Raw genomic sequence first — 15,440 nt, 5'->3', positions numbered from 1 at the left:
TGCCCTAAACGGAGTGCAAATTTAGCAGATTAATTCTTAAACACAAACGGTTTTCGAAACTAAACCAGATAAAGTCTCAAAATCAACAGATTTTTTTCACCTCATCCCTCCTTGGGTGCCACAAAGATAACTATATTTTAGTTTTTTAAAATCCTTTTTTTCATTAAATTTAAATATGAATCGATTTTTAGCTTTGCTTCTGATTTTTTTCATTTCAGGCTCCGACATTTGCGCTTGGGGATTTTTTGCTCATCGGAGGATCAATCGGCTCGCCATTTTTTCACTTCCCCCAGAAATGATAGGCTTCTTCAAGGCCAATATTCAATTTATCACCGAGAATGCCATCAACCCGGACAGACGCCGGTATGCTGTCATGGGTGAAGCCGAAAAACATTTTATCGATGCCGATAATTATGGAGACAGCGCCGTGTACAAACTGCCCAGGTATTGGCCTCAGGCGCTCGAATCCTTCACCGAAGAGGAATTGAGGCAACATGGAATCGGCCCCTGGAACGCTTACCATGTCAAAATACAGTTGACGGAGGCTTTTAAGAAAAAAGACACCAAGGCAATCCTGCGGCTTGCCGCCGACTTGGGCCATTATATCGCCGACATCAATGTACCCCTTCACACCACCAAGAACTACAACGGACAGCTAACCGGCCAAAATGGTATCCATGCCTTTTGGGAAAGCCGGGTTCCGGAACTGCTCTCCGATGATTTTGATTTTTTTGTAGGACAAGCCGAATACCTTCCCTCTCCCCAACTCACCGCTTGGCAAGCAGTGATCAATGCACATGCCGCACTGGACAGCGTTCTCAATTTTGAAAGAATCCTGAGCGAGAAATTTCCCGATGACAAAAAATACAGCTTCGAAGAAAGGGGTGGAATCAACACCCGAGTGTATTCAAAGCCCTTCACGATTGCTTACAACGAGATGCTCAACGGACAGGTCGAAAGGCAAATGCAAAACTCCATCAAGATGATTGCTGATTTTTGGTACACCGCTTGGGTTGACGCCGGACAACCCGATTTGAACTCCCTTCTGAAATCGCCCATCGAGGGCATGAAGGAGACTTTCGACCCAAAAGAACAATTGGAAATCCGGGAGCACGAAGGATTGTCCTCAACCGATCCTCAAAATGAAACCCGAAGATCATTCGTCAGGTCCATGTGGAGCGCTTCACCCCCAAAAACAACAGAATAAAATTAGGCCATCTGCTTTTTGTGCGACTGCAGATAAAATTGGATGGCCTTGGACAGTTGATGGAAGGTATCCCTAAAAACTTCCTCATCCTCCTCAAGCAAGGTCACTCTAAATCCTCTCAAATCGGAACAAAAAGAACTGATCGGCACCACGCAAATCTTGGTGGCAGCCAAAAGGTAATACACAAAACGCTTGTCCAGTGGCATGGCTGTATCTTTCAACCACTCACTCAAAAGCCCTTGCACCTTTGCGTCGGTGATGGGCAAATATTGGTTGGGATCCAAAAAGCTTTCATCGAATACGATGGTATTGTAAAACGCCCCTTGTGTGGGATTGAACTTGATCCCGGGAATATCACCCAGGACCTCCTTCATGATTTGGCTTCGCCTGCCGATCCGCTCATTGGCATCCTGCCGGTAAGCTGCATAATCCGGATGCGTCATAATCCTGGGAATGGCAAGCTGTGGCAGAATCGTTGAGCAGACCTCAATCATTTTGGCATTTTCCAAGGTCTGACAGAGCTTGTTGAATTCCAAAGAAGCCCCTCTGTTGTAAAATTCCATCCAGCCACATCGGGAACCTGGCCAAGGAAACTCCTTGGAAATACCCTTCAGCGAAATAGAAGGCAAGTCACCCGCAACTTCTGCAAGGGAAACTGCTTTTATACCATTATAAGTGATGTTTTGATAGATTTCATCCGCAATCAGCAGCAAACGAAATTCACGCGCAATCTTGACGAAGTCCTCCAAGACCTCTTTGGGATATACCATGCCAGTCGGGTTATCCGGATTGATGATCAGGATCCCAACGATGGAGGGGTTGTATTTCACCTTATTATAAAGATCCTCCATATCGGGAAACCATTGGTTATCCGGATCGAGTTTATAAGTGATCGGAGCAGTATTGGCGTGGGCGGCTTCGGCGGAGCTGTGCGTGCTGTAAGCCGGTGAAGGGCCTATGATCCTGGCCGTCGGAATCAAGAATTGATACAATTTGGCGATGGCATCACCCAAGCCATTAAAGAAGAGAATATCTTCGGCGGAGATTTGAACGCCTTGCTTTTGGTTGTTCAGTCCCGCTAGAAATTGCCTGGTTTCAAGAACGCCCTTGGAATCTGCATAGCCGTAGGATTTGTCCTGGCCAACAAGGTCAGAAACAATTTCCTTCATCCAAACGGGCACCACATTGTGTTTTTGGATGGGATCGCCGATATTTTCCCAGGTGATTTCATAGCCGAGTTGTTCGATCATCCGGGCTTTTTTTACGATGCCCCTGATCTCATAATTCAACTCTTCTGCTCCTGGTCTCAATAGCAATTGTCTCATACACCTGATGTTTTGGATTCTGAAACAAATAAACAAAAAAGGCAGGGAATGATTGCGGATTCTTTAAAAAAGATACGATTTGATTGGGATATCGGGAAAGGGCTTAGGTCAAAGCCCGAAGACTTGAACGAAACAGATCGATAAGAAATCCTTTTTTTTGGGACAATAAAATCAATATTTTACTTTTGGTTTGTCACAAATCAAAAAGTGTGTATGGCCAGGCTTGTCGGAGAAAAGGTTAAAACTAAAAGGATCGTGTTATAATCATATGCTTTTGAGTTTTTATTCCAAAGCTGTGCTATACCTTCCCTATCCAGCCTGAAATTTCTTGACAATCAGACTTTGCTTATTTTTTTGACTCCACCAAGTCGCTTATTTGCCTTATTCTCCAAAGAGTCTGGTTTTCTTGCGGCTTAGTCCCCATAAGGTTATCTAATATCTAATGCATATTTCGGATTAAATCGAGCAATTTGTTATTTGAAATATTACCGGGGCATGCTTAGTGTTGGATCTAATAAAAAATGGTCCAAGTCTGAAGACTTGAACCATTCTGAAGACTTGAACCAATCCGAGAATTGAAATTCATGAAAATCATTTCGACTTCATTTCCTTCTCTTTATTTTTAAACTCCCAAACTAAAAAGAGGAAATTAGCCAAAAGCATGAAAATCATAGATACCCATATCGCTCCCTTGATGCTGCCCAGATAGGGATAACCTAAGTAGTGTGGCGCCAAGATGGCTGCATGTATCGCTATGGCTATATGTAAGACTCTCTTGTTCATCAAATTGAAATTTCAAAAGGAAGTCAAAGTCTGAAGACTTGAACCATTCCGAAGACTTGAACCTAGTGTTACTTCAGCTTTTTGTACTTAATCCTTTTCGGCGTCACGTCACCCAATCGTTTTTTCTTGTTTTCTTCGTAATCGGAGAAGTTTCCTTCAAACCAATATACCTGAGAATCTCCCTCAAAAGCGAGGATGTGTGTACAAATCCTATCCAAGAACCATCTGTCGTGGGAAATCACCACTGCACAGCCACCGAAATTCTCAAGGGCCTCTTCAAGGGCTCTCAACGTGTTCACATCCAAATCATTGGTTGGCTCATCCAGAAGGAGTAAATTACCACCTTCCTTAAGCGTCATGGCCAGGTGCACACGGTTTCTTTCGCCACCGGAAAGGCTACCTACTTTTTTCTCCTGATCAGCTCCTCCGAAATTGAATTTGCTCACATAGGCTCTGGAATTCATTTCCTTGTTGCCCAGTTTGATGATCTCGTTGCCTCCGGAGATACTTTCATACACCGACTTGTTGGGGTCGAGATTGTCATGTTCCTGGTCCACATAGGCCAATTGGACGGTCTCTCCTACTTCGAAATGTCCTGCGTCTGCTTTTTCTTTTCCGGTGATCAACTTAAACAGGGTTGACTTACCTGCTCCATTGGGCCCGATGATCCCGACGATTCCACCTTGGGGAAGATTGAAGGAAAGATTGTCGAACAGCAGTTTGTCTCCATAGGCTTTGGAAACTCCGTTGACCTCGATCACTTTGGAACCCAACCTTGGTCCAGGCGGGATGTACAGTTCCAACTTGGCTTCTTTCTCTTTCCCTTCGTCGCTGACGAGTTTGTCATAAGCGCTCAATCTCGCCTTTCCTTTGGCTTGACGGGCTTTCGGAGTCATCCGAATCCACTCGAGTTCACGTTCCAAAGTTTTCTGACGTTTGGATTCCGTTTTCTCTTCCTGCTTTAAGCGTTGCTGCTTTTGGTCCAACCAAGAGGAGTAATTTCCTTTCCAGGGAATCCCTTCTCCCCTGTCCAACTCCAAAATCCAACCGGCCACATTGTCCAAAAAGTACCTGTCGTGGGTCACGGCGATCACGGTTCCTTTGTATTGTTGCAAATGCTGCTCCAGCCAAAGCACGGATTCTGCATCGAGATGGTTGGTAGGTTCATCCAGGAGCAGCACATCAGGTTCCTGCAGCAAAAGTCTGCATAGTGCCACCCTTCTTTTTTCGCCTCCGGAAAGATTGCCCACAAGAGCATCGCTTGGCGGGAGACGCAAGGCGTCCATGGCCTTTTCCAGGACAAGATCCAGTTCCCAGGCATTGGCTGCGTCGATCTTGGCTTGGACTTCTCCTTGCTTGTCGATAAGCTTGTCCATGGCATCGGGATCATCCATCAAGGCAGGATCCATGAATTTCTCGTTGATTTCCTCAAACTCCTTGAGCAAAGCGATGGTTGCCGAAACGGCTTCCTCCACAATCTCCTTGACGGTCTTGGTGGGATCCAGCTTGGGCTCCTGCTCGAGCATGCCCACGGTATAGCCCGGTGACCAGACCACATCGCCTTGGAATTCCTTGTCCATCCCTGCAATGATCTTCAGCAAGGAACTTTTACCAGACCCGTTTAGACCCAAAACACCAATTTTGGCTCCATAAAAAAATGATAGATAAATGTCTTTTAAAACTTTCTTCTGTGGAGGGTAGATTTTTGAAACCCCCGACATAGAAAATATGATTTTCTCAGCGCTCATAAATTATTGTTTTTCAACTCACAAAATTGCAAAAACAAAGATGGCAAAAAAACCCCTTTCTTAGGATTAATCCTTTTGAATTAATTAATTTGCAAAAAACTAAAGAACAGCCACTACCTATTAAATCGCAATGGAGCATCCGTACGGATACATTAAGGACAACAAAGTATTTTTGAAGGGTTTTCTAAGCCAACCCGATAGGATCATCGGGGAAGTGAAAGAGGATGAAGCCTCTACCCTCAAGTACTTCGAAGAAAGATTTTCAACCATAAAGAGTAAGGTTGACAATCTCAAAAAAGACATCGAGGAAAATCAAAACAAAGGCTCTTTTCTGATGAAACTGATTCATCTGAAGGAATCCTTGTTGCAATATGACGCACTGGGAGACTTTGTGCCCATGATCGAGGACCTCAACCAACTCGAATCCTTCCTGGAGGACATCATCAAAAAAAACAGGGAGCGCAATCTCGAAATCAAAAAAGGACTGATCTTGGAAGCTGAGGCAATCAAGGACGATACCGACTGGAAGAAAACCACAGAGGAATTCAAAAGCCTCAAGACCCGCTGGATCAAAACAGGATCTGTCGAAAAGGAATACGAAGAGGATCTTGAAACCACATTTAATGACATCATTGATTCCTTTTTTGACAACAGAAAACAATTTTTCGAAGGACTGGCTCTGCAAGCCGAGGAAAACATAAAGGTCTACGAATCCCTTGTGGCGCAAGCCCAAGATGCTTTTAACATGGCGGATGCAAAGCGGGCCTTTGAGATCAGCAAGAAAATTCAAAAACAATGGAAGGAATCAGGAAAGGTTCCCGCTGACAAAAGACAGCCACTTTGGGATGAGTTTTCCAAAATAAACAACAGAATCTTCAGCAGGTACAAAAGGACCATCCAGTCCATGCCGCAGCTCAGTCCCAGGGACTTCATGCGAAAACTGGAGACGATGAACGAAGAGATGAAAAAATTATCCCTTCAGGAAGCGACGCCATCGGTACAGGCTGCCGCAAAAAAAATTCAGGCGGAATGGAGGAATTTGCCACCGAGCAAACCCAAGGAAGCCAATCTGGTCATGCGCTCCTTCATCTTCTCCACCGAAGTAGTATTTGAAAAAGCCTTTTTGGACAAACTGGCCACCTCCAAAAATTCAGACTTCGACAAAAAGCCAATTGCTGAACAAAAACAGATCAAATCTACCATCCTGAAAGACCTCATTCATCGGGACCAAACCGAACTGGAAACCATCAAAGGGAACGCGGAAAATTTCAAATCACAGGAAAGCGATTTTGAAATCATGATGAAAAGAAAGTTAAGTGCTTATAAAAGAAAGGTTGATGTAAAAAATTTTATATTGAAGGAACTTTCAAACAAATAATCAGTTAAAGATTGATAATTAAAAACAATTTCTATTTTTGCAACCCGTAAAGCCGGTAAACAATAAATAAAGACACTATGTATTGGACATTAGAACTTGCGTCTTATCTAGAAGATGCACCCTGGCCTGCTACCAAGGACGAATTGATAGATTTTGCGATCCGCTCCGGGGCTCCTTTGGAGGTTGTAGAAAACCTTCAGGAACTGGAAGATGATGGTGAGCCATATGAGAATATAGAAGAGATTTGGCCAGATTATCCTACCAAAGACGATTTCTTTTTCAATGAGGATGAATATTAAATAAAAAATGACCCCAAACACATTGGGGTCATTTTTTATTGTACCCTATCCTGAAGTACAATCCCAAATATGCATTGGATTTCCCAATGGGTGTGGAAGCTGAAAGTAAATCAGGCTATTGGGAGAATAAGGAATATCACCGAATTGATGAAGTAAATAAAGACTGATTATTAAGCATTTTTAGGTCAGAATGGGCTGGCAATGCATCACACGGATTCAAGCCAAGAAATCACCGCTTTTTCCCAACACCTTTTAAGGGTATCGATAACTTCCCTCTTCCCTAAATCCCCAACACCGCCTTCAATTTCGGGAACCCAGTCTTGCTAACCGGGATTTGTTTGCCGTCCCTGAGAATCAAGAGATAACCGTCTTTTTCATAACTCTCTATTTTCGTGATCTCAGCTATTTTGACAATGTAGGAACGGTGGACCCTCACGAAAACATCGGGATTGAGTGTGGATTCAAAAAATCTCATCGTTTTATTTTTCAGAAACTTCCCTTCCTGGGTATGGACATTCACATAGTCATCATTGCCCTCAAAATATTTAATGTCTTGGACAGGAATGATTTTGATTTCGTTTTTGACCTTCAATACTACCCTACTGGAATACCCTTCGGAAGGGAGCGCATTGGATTCCATCAATTCTTTTAAGGAGGATTTGGATTCCAACTGGAGGAATTTGGCGATCGCCTTAGAAAATCTTTCCTTTGGAAAAGGCTTCAACAAATAATCCACGGCATGTGCATCGAAAGCCTTGAGCGCATACTCGTCAAAAGCCGTGGTGAAAATGACGGATGGAGGTTCGTCAAGCAACTCCAACATCTCGAAGCCATTGATCTTGGGCATTTGTACATCCAAAAATATCAATTCGGGCTGGTACTCCTGAATTGCCTTGATCCCTTCGAAGCCATCCCCGCAGATTTTCAACACTTCAAAATCGGGATAATCCGAAAGGTATTCCTTGACAATCTGTGCCGCCAAAGGCTCATCATCAATTATGAGGATTGGGATCATGGACATAAGGAATCTTTAACACAACTGAAAACTGATTTTGATTGACTCCACAATTTAAAAGATCGTGCCGTCCGAACAATAAATAAAGGCGCCTTTTTACGGCATCCAAGCCAAATCCCAGCCCATCGGCCGATACTCCAGCTTTGGGATCAAATGGATTGGTAATGGTCATTTCCAAGTAAACACCAACATCCCGGATATTTAATTGGATATCCACGTCACCCATGGTGCCATACAAGCCATGCTTGACAGCATTTTCCATAAGCGGCTGAAGCAACATTTGGGGGATTTTTATCGACTGAGTGGTTTCTTCCACTTGGAAATCCGCTTTTAACCTGTGGCCAAAACGCACCCGCTCAATATCCAAAAACAGCTGAAGGTAAGAAACCTCTTCCTGAACTGTCACCCACTTTTTTTCATCCTTCCGAATGGTCCCCCTGAGGAATCCGGATAGCTGGAAAATCATTTCCCTTGCCTTCTCCGGATTGCTCGCAATCAGGGCACTGATGGAATTGAGACTATTGAAAAGAAAATGGGGTTGCAGCTGCTGGCGCAATTGGTGAAGTTCTGCCTCCTTGGACATCTTCATGATCATTTCTTCCCGCTGCCGGGTTTTTATCTGATCCTCCAATCTCCCCGCAATAACCAACAAGAGCGCGCATGCCGAGAACAAAATCAAAACAATCGCTCCCCTAACCGCAAATGACTTTTCCAAAAACAAAAGGTACTCGGTTTGATCGGAGAAGAGTTGCTTGAGGCCAAAATGCCCCAAGTACAGTGCCAAGGCGCTCATCACGAGTGGCAAAACGATGACAAGCCAAGCATTGGAGCGTTGTGGCAAGTAAAACCTGAACACATTCTCCAGCAAAAACAAACCTCCAACTATCAGGATCGTCTGCACAGCACTGTCCAAAAGAGCCAAATTGAAATTTGGCCCATACGATTGGATCAGTTTTGCGGAGGCTAAGATCCACAAGACCAAAACAAGTATGGATTTCAACCAACTCCCACCTTCCCTTTTGAAGAGTCCTGTGATCCCCATTCTTCGTGAAGTTTAAAATGATTTGATTTCAAGCCCACCAAAAAAGATCGTCCCTTTGATTCTCAGAATCTTGGTCCCATCCGTTTTGGTCTGAGGATACATTCTTTTGTCCTCCACCCCGGCAAACATATTGGTCACATTGATCTGGATATCCCAGTGTGGCGGGACGATCAGCTTGATGCCTCCAAATGCCACTTCAACATCCAAAACCGCTGGCCCAGTCAAATCCGCCTGACTGAGATCAATATCGGTCCCACCAAAGATCGCAGATAATTTTCCGCCTTTGAATTTTTTGGAAAGCACCCTTTTTTGGATACCACAAAACATCGCCTGCGAATTGACGACATCACCGCCATCAACGTCTAAGTCCAATGAATTGATCGCATTTGGATCATCTGGGGTTAAAATTCCCGCGGAGTTGAATGCATTCTTTTCAAGAGATTGCTCCAACCCATTCCATTCCTTCCAGTTCGTCATACTGTTGGTTCTTCGGCTAAGGATGATAAAAAGCCCCAAAAAGATAAGACCTATAGGAAGAATGTATTGCTCGATCTCGACAGGAAGATTCAATTCCCTTTTCACCAAAAAGAAGGAGCCAAAAAGCAACATGAATACCCCAAACCCACTTTTGAAATTATGTTTGACCAAAGTGATCACCCCAATGGCAATGAAGATCATCGGCCAGGAAAGAATCCAGCCAGGAATAAAAACCCCCAATTTCCTGAACAACAAAACTGCTCCAATTACGAGAATGATCAACCCTATCGTGAGATTCCCATTGTCATTTTGCGCTTTCTTTCTATTCATGTCTTTGTCATTTATTGTGATGGATGTAGATAATAAACCAAATCTAATGCATCACCTTCTGCCTAACGCCATCCAAATAGGCTAGCCCATGAGAAAATTCGGTGAAATAAAGGATTTTGTCGGTTAAATCCATTTTTTGCAATACGGACTCAATTCAATATTGTGATTGACACATAATTATTTAGTGTTGACTCTTTATATCTCCACTCTTTTGGTGTGATAAATTTTTATTCCAAGTATCTGATTTTTTTTGGTTCCAATCCCATCTGGAAACCTATTGCATATTACGGGTTAAATCACGCAGAAAAAATCAACATTTCTTAAAAAGTGACAAGCAAGGGGGATTATTTGGTTGAGGTTTCGGTAAATTGGAGAAACTTATCCCTCACTCCCAAGCTTCATTTATGCCTTGTTGTTTCTATTGACCAAAAACTCGGCATAGTCCATGTCCTCTGGACTTGTGATCTTGATGTTTTCAGGATTGCCCTCGATAAGGTTTACTTGCCAACCTTGCTGCTCGTAAACAGTGGCATCATCCGTGAATTGCTTAGATTCCGGGACCTCAAATGCTTTTTTGATTTTTTCCAGCTGAAAGGTTTGGGGCGTCTGGACCAGTCTAAAGTCTTGCCGATCCTGAAAATTAGATTTTCCGTCCCCTGATATTTTCCTAATGGAATCCTTTAGGTTGATGACCGCGATGGCACTCCCCTTTTTTGCTGCTTCCTCATAACTTCTTGAAATCACCGACTGATTTACAAATGGCCGCACACCATCGTGAATGGCAACCAATCCGGCTGTTGACAAAATGGAATTCAGCCCGTTCCTCACGGATTGAAAACGGCTTTGGCCTCCCTTCACCAATTGATGAGGAATCTTAAAATCGAATTTGTCACAGAGGGAATTCCATAATGGAAAATCGCTTGCGGGAATCACCAAAATCAAGTTGATAGTGGGGTCATATTGAAAAAACGCCTTCATGGTGTGCATCAATATGGGTTTCCCTCCAATTTCCAAATATTGCTTTGGAATGGGGGCACCCATTCTTGTTCCATTTCCTCCTGCGACGATAATCCCGAATTTTTTCATGTTTCAGTAATTGGCGGATCTAAAAAATAAAAACCCTTTTCCCACAAAAATCGAAAAATCAAAGAAAAAAAGAGCTCTTTTGGAGCTCTTTTTTTGATGAATTATAAAATCAACATGGCATCTCCATAAGAGAAGAACCTGTATTTTTCCTTTATGGCGATTTGATAGGCTTTCATGATCAGGTCATATCCTCCAAATGCCGAAGCCGTCATCAACAATGTTGACTCTGGAAGGTGAAAGTTGGTGATCAAGGCATTTGCAATTTTAAACTCGTAAGGAGGTGTGATAAACTTGTCCGTCCATCCTCGATCTTCTTTCAACCTGCCGTTGGCAGTAACCGAAGATTCGATGGTTTTCAAGGTTGTAGTACCTACTGACACTACTCTCTTTTTGCTATCCAAGGCACGGTTGACAAGGTTGACGGTTTCTTCTGGAATATCAAAATTCTCTGAATCCATTTTATGCTTGGTCAGGTCTTCCACATCCACTTGTCTGAAAGTACCCAAACCCACATGAAGGGTGATCGGCGTCACATCGACCCCTTTCAATTCCAATCTTTTGAGCAAATGTGGAGTAAAGTGAAGTCCGGCCGTTGGTGCGGCCACAGCTCCCACATGCTTGGCAAAAATGGTTTGGTATCTTTCCCTATCCTCGGCTTCTACGCTTCTTTCGATGAATTCCTTCAAGATAGGTGTTTCGCCCAATGTGTCGACGGTTTTGTAAAACTCCTCATCCGTTCCGTCAAAGAGGAACCTGATGGTTCTTCCTCTTGAGGTCGTGTTGTCGATGACCTCGGCCACCAAATCACTGTCCCCAAAATAAAGCTTGTTTCCAACCCTGATTTTCCTTGCTGGATCCACCAACACATCCCAAAGCCTCAATTCTTGGTTCAGTTCCCTCAACAAGAAAACCTCGATTTTGGCACCGGTTTTTTCTTTGTTGCCATACAATCTTGCAGGAAAAACTTTGGTGTTGTTCATTACAAATACATCACCCTCGTCAAAGTACTCAATGATATCCTTGAAAATGCGGTGTTCTATTTCTCCGGTTTTCCTGTGCACAACCATTAGACGGGATTCGTCTCTGTTTTCTGCAGGATACAAGGAAATAAGTTTTCTGGGGACGTCGAATTTGAAATCGGATAACTTCATATATAATGAATGTAGATTGCTTTATGATTTGGTTTACGATACTTCGTAAAAAGTGCAAAGTTAGCAAGAAAAATACCAAATTGTACTTATATTGTGAATTAGTTTTTAATCCAAAATAAATGATACATTTTGTCAAACAGATTTGGGAGAGCCTCAGATTCGCCATGCAGGCCCTAAAAGCCAACCTTACCCGCACAATTCTTTCCCTTTTGGGCGTGACAGTTGGTATTTTTGCCATTATTGCGGTTTTCACATTAGTGGACTCCCTGGAGAAAAACATCAAGTCCAGCTTTAGCTTCCTTGGCAGCAATGTGGTAACGGTAAATCGCTTTTCCTTCGGCGGAGGTGGGCCTGATTATCCCTGGTGGAAATATTTCCGAAGACCGTACAACAACTACTCTGAATATGTTTTCCTGAAGGACAAATTAAAGAATGCGGAAGCGGTCGCTTTTTTTGCCGGTGCCAACACCGTCATTCAACATGCCAGCAACTCCTATCAGGGCAGCAATATCCAGGGAGTTTCCTTTACCTACCAAGACGTTTATGACCTCCCCTTGCAAGAAGGTCGGTTTTTCACGGAACTTGAGGTCAACTCATCCCGAAATGTGGCCATCATCGGCACAAAAATTTCCGAGACTTTATTTCCGGGTCAAAGCCCACTTGGGAAAGAGATCAAGATGAAGGGGGGGAAATTTGTAGTGATTGGTTTATTTGAAGAAGAGGGGGAAGGCATTTTTGACATCGCATCCAAAGATCAATCCTGCCTTATCCCCTATGGATCCTTCACCAAGTTATATTATGTGGGCAACAATGGAATAGAACCGAGCATCGCCGTGAAGGGAAAAGAAGAGGACATTGGGATGATCGCTTTGGAAAATGAATTGATCGGCCTGTTAAGGGTGAAGAGGGGGTTGAAACCTACTCAAGAGGATAATTTTTCACTGAACAAGTCTGAATTCATCATGAACACGATCGGATCCATTTTCGATGTCATCGGAATTGCGGGTTGGGTAATCGGAGGATTTTCCATTTTGGTTGGAGGTTTTGGCATCGCCAACATCATGTTTGTCTCCGTCAAGGAGCGCACCAATATCATTGGTATCCAAAAGTCATTGGGGGCAAAAAATTATTTCATTCTTTCCCAATTCCTTTTTGAAGCCATTTTCCTGAGTTTGATCGGTGGAATCGCAGGAATCCTGATCGTCTTTTTGATCACTTTTATTCCGGTGGGCACGCTTGACCTTACCCTCTCTCTGAAAAACATCATCTTGGGACTGGGTGTGTCTTCTGCGATCGGGGTGGTATCGGGAATCGTCCCGGCAACGCTTGCCGCAAGACTGGACCCCGTGGAAGCCATCAGGTCTGTTTAAAATAGAAAAAGCGTGGCCGATATTGCTATCGGCCACGCTTTTTTATAATTGATTTTTAAGATTATCGGAATTGATTTAAGCCTTTTCCTCTTTTTCCTTTTTCGCTTTCGCTGGCTTTGCTGGAGCTTCCAAGCCGGCTTTTTCCTTGATCTTGCTTTCCAATTCCTCCATCAATTCCGGATTATCCAAAAGCAATGCTTTGACGGCATCCCTTCCCTGTCCCAATTTGGTGGTTTCGTAAGAGAACCAAGAACCAGCCTTTTTGATGATTTCCAGTTCGACACCAATATCGATGATTTCACCTACCTTAGAAATCCCCAGTCCATACATGATATCAAACTCGATCACTTTAAAAGGTGGCGCAACTTTGTTTTTCACGACTTTCACTTTGGTTCTATTTCCGATCACATTGTCAGTCCCTTCTTTGATCTGACCGATCCTTCTGATATCGAGACGGACAGAGGCATAGAATTTCAAGGCATTTCCACCGGTGGTGGTTTCTGGACTACCGAACATAACTCCGATTTTGTCCCTAAGTTGGTTGATGAAAATACAGGCACAGCCTGTTTTATTGATGGCTCCGGTTAGTTTACGGAGGGCTTGGGACATCAAACGTGCCTGAAGGCCCATTTTACTGTCTCCCATGTCTCCTTCAAGTTCCGCTTTGGGAACCAATGCTGCCACAGAATCTATTACGATAATGTCAATGGCTCCAGAACGGATAAGGTGTTCGGCAATTTCCAAAGCCTGCTCGCCGTTATCCGGTTGTGAAATCAGAAGGTTTTCTGTTTGAATCCCCAATTTCTCTGCATAGGATTTGTCAAATGCGTGTTCCGCATCGATGAAGGCAGCCAAGCCACCTGCTTTTTGGGCCTCTGCGATGCAATGCATCGCGAGGGTAGTTTTTCCGGAGGATTCCGGTCCATAAATCTCAATCACCCTGCCGCGTGGAATCCCGCCAATGCCCAAAGCCATGTCCAAGCCCAGAGAACCCGTGGATATGGCCGGAATATCCTGCACCTTATTGTCACTCAGTTTCATCACTGTCCCTTTTCCATAGCTTTTTTCAAGTTTATCTATGGTCAACTGAAGGGCTTTAAGTTTTTCTGTATTTACGTCCATATAAAGGTTTTAAAAATCTTTGATTTGAATATATGAAATTATTAATTGATTATTGGAGTGTCAAATTAGTTTTACAACTCCTAAGGGTAATGTATTGGCTAATCGTAATATTTTAATCAGATTAGTGAATTCCTTCGTAAATATTGGAATAAGAATTGGAAAGCTTTTTGCTTAAAGAGGAATTAATGAAAAAAAATTTAGTATTGTCAGTAATTGTCATAGTATTTCAACTGCTGGGGAGTTTTTCTCTTTATGGTCAGAAAAATACAGCATTCAAAAAAGGTGAGGAATTGACATTCAAGGTGTCTTATGGTTTTTTGGATGCGGCAGAAGCGAAAATGATCATCGGCTCGAACCTCACTCGGTTCAATGACAATCCTGCTTACAAAATCGACGTTTATGGTAAAACCTTGGGGATTTTCAAACTTTTCAAGGTCAATGACAACTGGGGAACTTACCTCGACACCGCCAAGATCATCCCCCACCAATCTTACCGTCATATTGAAGAGGGCAAGTACCGGAAACATGAGCAAGTCCTCTTTAATCACCAAAACCGCAATGCAATCGTCAGGCTTTATGACAGAAACAACAGCATGCTGGTAGACACCAAAGACTATCCCATCCCCCACAATGTCCAAGACCTCGTCAGCGGATTTTACCACCTTCGGACTTTGGATATGAAAAAATACAAGCCCGGTGACACCGTCAAGATCGTCGGATTCTTCGACAAGGAAATACATAACCTAAAGTTAATATATGAGGGAAAGCAAATCATCACGACCGCACTCGGGAAATTTGAAACCTTGATTTTTTCGCCCATTATGCCGAAAAACAAACTCTTCAGGGGGGATCATCCAGTCAAAATCTGGGTTTCCAATGACGAAAACAAAATTCCGGTAAGGATAAATGCCCGCTTGATGGTGGGCTCACTGAATATGGAAATCACTGAAGCAAAAGGATTGCGTAACAATTAATTCAATTTTTGTTAACAATTAAGCAACATGCGAGGATACAAAAAGAATTTTATGTTGATTTGGCACAGGTAAACTTCATGAAAAAACGATTTTGTGAAGGCTTTCTTTAAATTAGCGTTTAGAAAAGCGAAAA

The 15,440-nt window shown here is 43.2% G+C and carries 13 protein-coding genes; 5 read left to right on the top strand and 8 right to left on the bottom strand.

The features are described from left to right. Positions 1-175 precede the first annotated feature (175 nt). Positions 176-1,207: a zinc dependent phospholipase C family protein gene (locus tag Q7J63_RS00825; protein WP_304883574.1), complete on the top strand. Its 1,032-nt coding sequence runs from the start codon at positions 176-178 to the stop codon at positions 1,205-1,207. 2 nt (positions 1,208-1,209) lie between these two features. Here Q7J63_RS00825 and Q7J63_RS00820 read toward each other — a convergent pair whose 3' ends face one another. Both Q7J63_RS00820 and ettA read right to left on the bottom strand, forming a co-directional pair. Further along, the gene (locus Q7J63_RS00820) at positions 1,210-2,532 is read right to left on the bottom strand and encodes a pyridoxal phosphate-dependent aminotransferase (protein ID WP_304883573.1); all 1,323 of its coding nucleotides are present in this window, start codon (positions 2,530-2,532) and stop codon (positions 1,210-1,212) included. 851 nt (positions 2,533-3,383) lie between these two features. Further along, entirely contained in the window at positions 3,384-5,063 is a 1,680-nt protein-coding gene (ettA, locus tag Q7J63_RS00815) for an energy-dependent translational throttle protein EttA (protein ID WP_019599832.1), read from the bottom strand. 130 nt (positions 5,064-5,193) lie between these two features. Between ettA and Q7J63_RS00810 the strand changes: the two genes are divergently transcribed. Together Q7J63_RS00810 and Q7J63_RS00805 are read left to right on the top strand one after the other, a co-directional pair. After that, entirely contained in the window at positions 5,194-6,441 is a 1,248-nt protein-coding gene (locus Q7J63_RS00810; RefSeq protein ID WP_304883572.1) for a DUF349 domain-containing protein, read from the top strand. A gap of 77 nt (positions 6,442-6,518) precedes the next feature. Beyond that, entirely contained in the window at positions 6,519-6,740 is a 222-nt protein-coding gene (locus tag Q7J63_RS00805; protein WP_010855875.1) for a DUF2795 domain-containing protein, read from the top strand. A gap of 280 nt (positions 6,741-7,020) precedes the next feature. Here Q7J63_RS00805 and Q7J63_RS00800 read toward each other — a convergent pair whose 3' ends face one another. From Q7J63_RS00800 to queA, 5 genes are all read right to left on the bottom strand, one after another. After that, positions 7,021-7,755 carry a LytTR family DNA-binding domain-containing protein gene (locus Q7J63_RS00800; protein ID WP_304883571.1) on the bottom strand — a complete coding sequence of 245 codons (735 nt, stop codon included), beginning with the start codon at positions 7,753-7,755 and terminating at the stop codon, positions 7,021-7,023. Then, on the bottom strand, positions 7,733-8,797 hold the full coding sequence (locus Q7J63_RS00795; RefSeq protein WP_304883570.1) for a sensor histidine kinase: 1,065 nt from the start codon (positions 8,795-8,797) through the stop codon (positions 7,733-7,735). The genes Q7J63_RS00800 and Q7J63_RS00795 overlap by 23 nt, the downstream gene beginning before the upstream one ends. Positions 8,798-8,809: 12 nt before the next feature. Then, positions 8,810-9,604, bottom strand: a complete 795-nt coding sequence (locus Q7J63_RS00790) for a LiaI-LiaF-like domain-containing protein (RefSeq protein WP_304883569.1) — start codon at positions 9,602-9,604, stop codon at positions 8,810-8,812. Positions 9,605-10,006: 402 nt separating this feature from the next. Beyond that, on the bottom strand, positions 10,007-10,690 hold the full coding sequence (locus Q7J63_RS00785) for a 2-C-methyl-D-erythritol 4-phosphate cytidylyltransferase (RefSeq protein WP_304883568.1): 684 nt from the start codon (positions 10,688-10,690) through the stop codon (positions 10,007-10,009). Positions 10,691-10,791: 101 nt separating this feature from the next. Next, positions 10,792-11,841 carry a tRNA preQ1(34) S-adenosylmethionine ribosyltransferase-isomerase QueA gene (queA, locus tag Q7J63_RS00780; RefSeq protein WP_019599838.1) on the bottom strand — a complete coding sequence of 350 codons (1,050 nt, stop codon included), beginning with the start codon at positions 11,839-11,841 and terminating at the stop codon, positions 10,792-10,794. A gap of 119 nt (positions 11,842-11,960) precedes the next feature. Between queA and Q7J63_RS00775 the strand changes: the two genes are divergently transcribed. Further along, complete coding sequence (locus Q7J63_RS00775; protein ID WP_019599839.1) at positions 11,961-13,211, top strand: ABC transporter permease; 1,251 nt, start codon at positions 11,961-11,963, stop codon at positions 13,209-13,211. 75 nt (positions 13,212-13,286) lie between these two features. On the opposite strand, the gene recA is transcribed toward Q7J63_RS00775, so the two are convergent. Further along, positions 13,287-14,333 carry a recombinase RecA gene (gene recA, locus Q7J63_RS00770; protein WP_019599840.1) on the bottom strand — a complete coding sequence of 349 codons (1,047 nt, stop codon included), beginning with the start codon at positions 14,331-14,333 and terminating at the stop codon, positions 13,287-13,289. Between the two features lie 185 nt (positions 14,334-14,518). Here recA and Q7J63_RS00765 point away from each other — a divergent pair, with 185 nt between their 5' ends. Further along, positions 14,519-15,307 carry a DUF3108 domain-containing protein gene (locus Q7J63_RS00765; RefSeq protein WP_019599841.1) on the top strand — a complete coding sequence of 263 codons (789 nt, stop codon included), beginning with the start codon at positions 14,519-14,521 and terminating at the stop codon, positions 15,305-15,307. Positions 15,308-15,440: the final 133 nt, after the last annotated feature.

The organism is Rhodonellum sp. (genome assembly GCF_030656585.1).
Taxonomy (GTDB): Bacteria; Bacteroidota; Bacteroidia; order Cytophagales; family Cyclobacteriaceae; genus Rhodonellum; species Rhodonellum psychrophilum.
Note: the sequence above shows the minus strand (reverse complement) of the source record. Positions and strands in the feature narration are given on the sequence as shown.

Excerpts from the sequence above, each read along its gene's own strand:
- Q7J63_RS00805 (WP_010855875.1), top strand. The coding sequence starts at position 6,519 with ATGTATTGGACATTAGAACTTGCGTCTTATCTAGAAGATGCACCCTGG.
- Q7J63_RS00810 (WP_304883572.1), top strand. The coding sequence starts at position 5,194 with ATGGAGCATCCGTACGGATACATTAAGGACAACAAAGTATTTTTGAAG.
- Q7J63_RS00795 (WP_304883570.1), bottom strand. The coding sequence starts at position 8,797 with ATGGGGATCACAGGACTCTTCAAAAGGGAAGGTGGGAGTTGGTTGAAA.
- Q7J63_RS00775 (WP_019599839.1), top strand. The coding sequence starts at position 11,961 with ATGATACATTTTGTCAAACAGATTTGGGAGAGCCTCAGATTCGCCATG.
- Q7J63_RS00790 (WP_304883569.1), bottom strand. The coding sequence starts at position 9,604 with ATGAATAGAAAGAAAGCGCAAAATGACAATGGGAATCTCACGATAGGG.
- Q7J63_RS00785 (WP_304883568.1), bottom strand. The coding sequence starts at position 10,690 with ATGAAAAAATTCGGGATTATCGTCGCAGGAGGAAATGGAACAAGAATG.
- Q7J63_RS00820 (WP_304883573.1), bottom strand. The coding sequence starts at position 2,532 with ATGAGACAATTGCTATTGAGACCAGGAGCAGAAGAGTTGAATTATGAG.
- Q7J63_RS00765 (WP_019599841.1), top strand. The coding sequence starts at position 14,519 with ATGAAAAAAAATTTAGTATTGTCAGTAATTGTCATAGTATTTCAACTG.
- Q7J63_RS00800 (WP_304883571.1), bottom strand. The coding sequence starts at position 7,755 with ATGATCCCAATCCTCATAATTGATGATGAGCCTTTGGCGGCACAGATT.
- recA (WP_019599840.1), bottom strand. The coding sequence starts at position 14,333 with ATGGACGTAAATACAGAAAAACTTAAAGCCCTTCAGTTGACCATAGAT.
- ettA (WP_019599832.1), bottom strand. The coding sequence starts at position 5,063 with ATGAGCGCTGAGAAAATCATATTTTCTATGTCGGGGGTTTCAAAAATC.
- Q7J63_RS00825 (WP_304883574.1), top strand. The coding sequence starts at position 176 with ATGAATCGATTTTTAGCTTTGCTTCTGATTTTTTTCATTTCAGGCTCC.
- queA (WP_019599838.1), bottom strand. The coding sequence starts at position 11,841 with ATGAAGTTATCCGATTTCAAATTCGACGTCCCCAGAAAACTTATTTCC.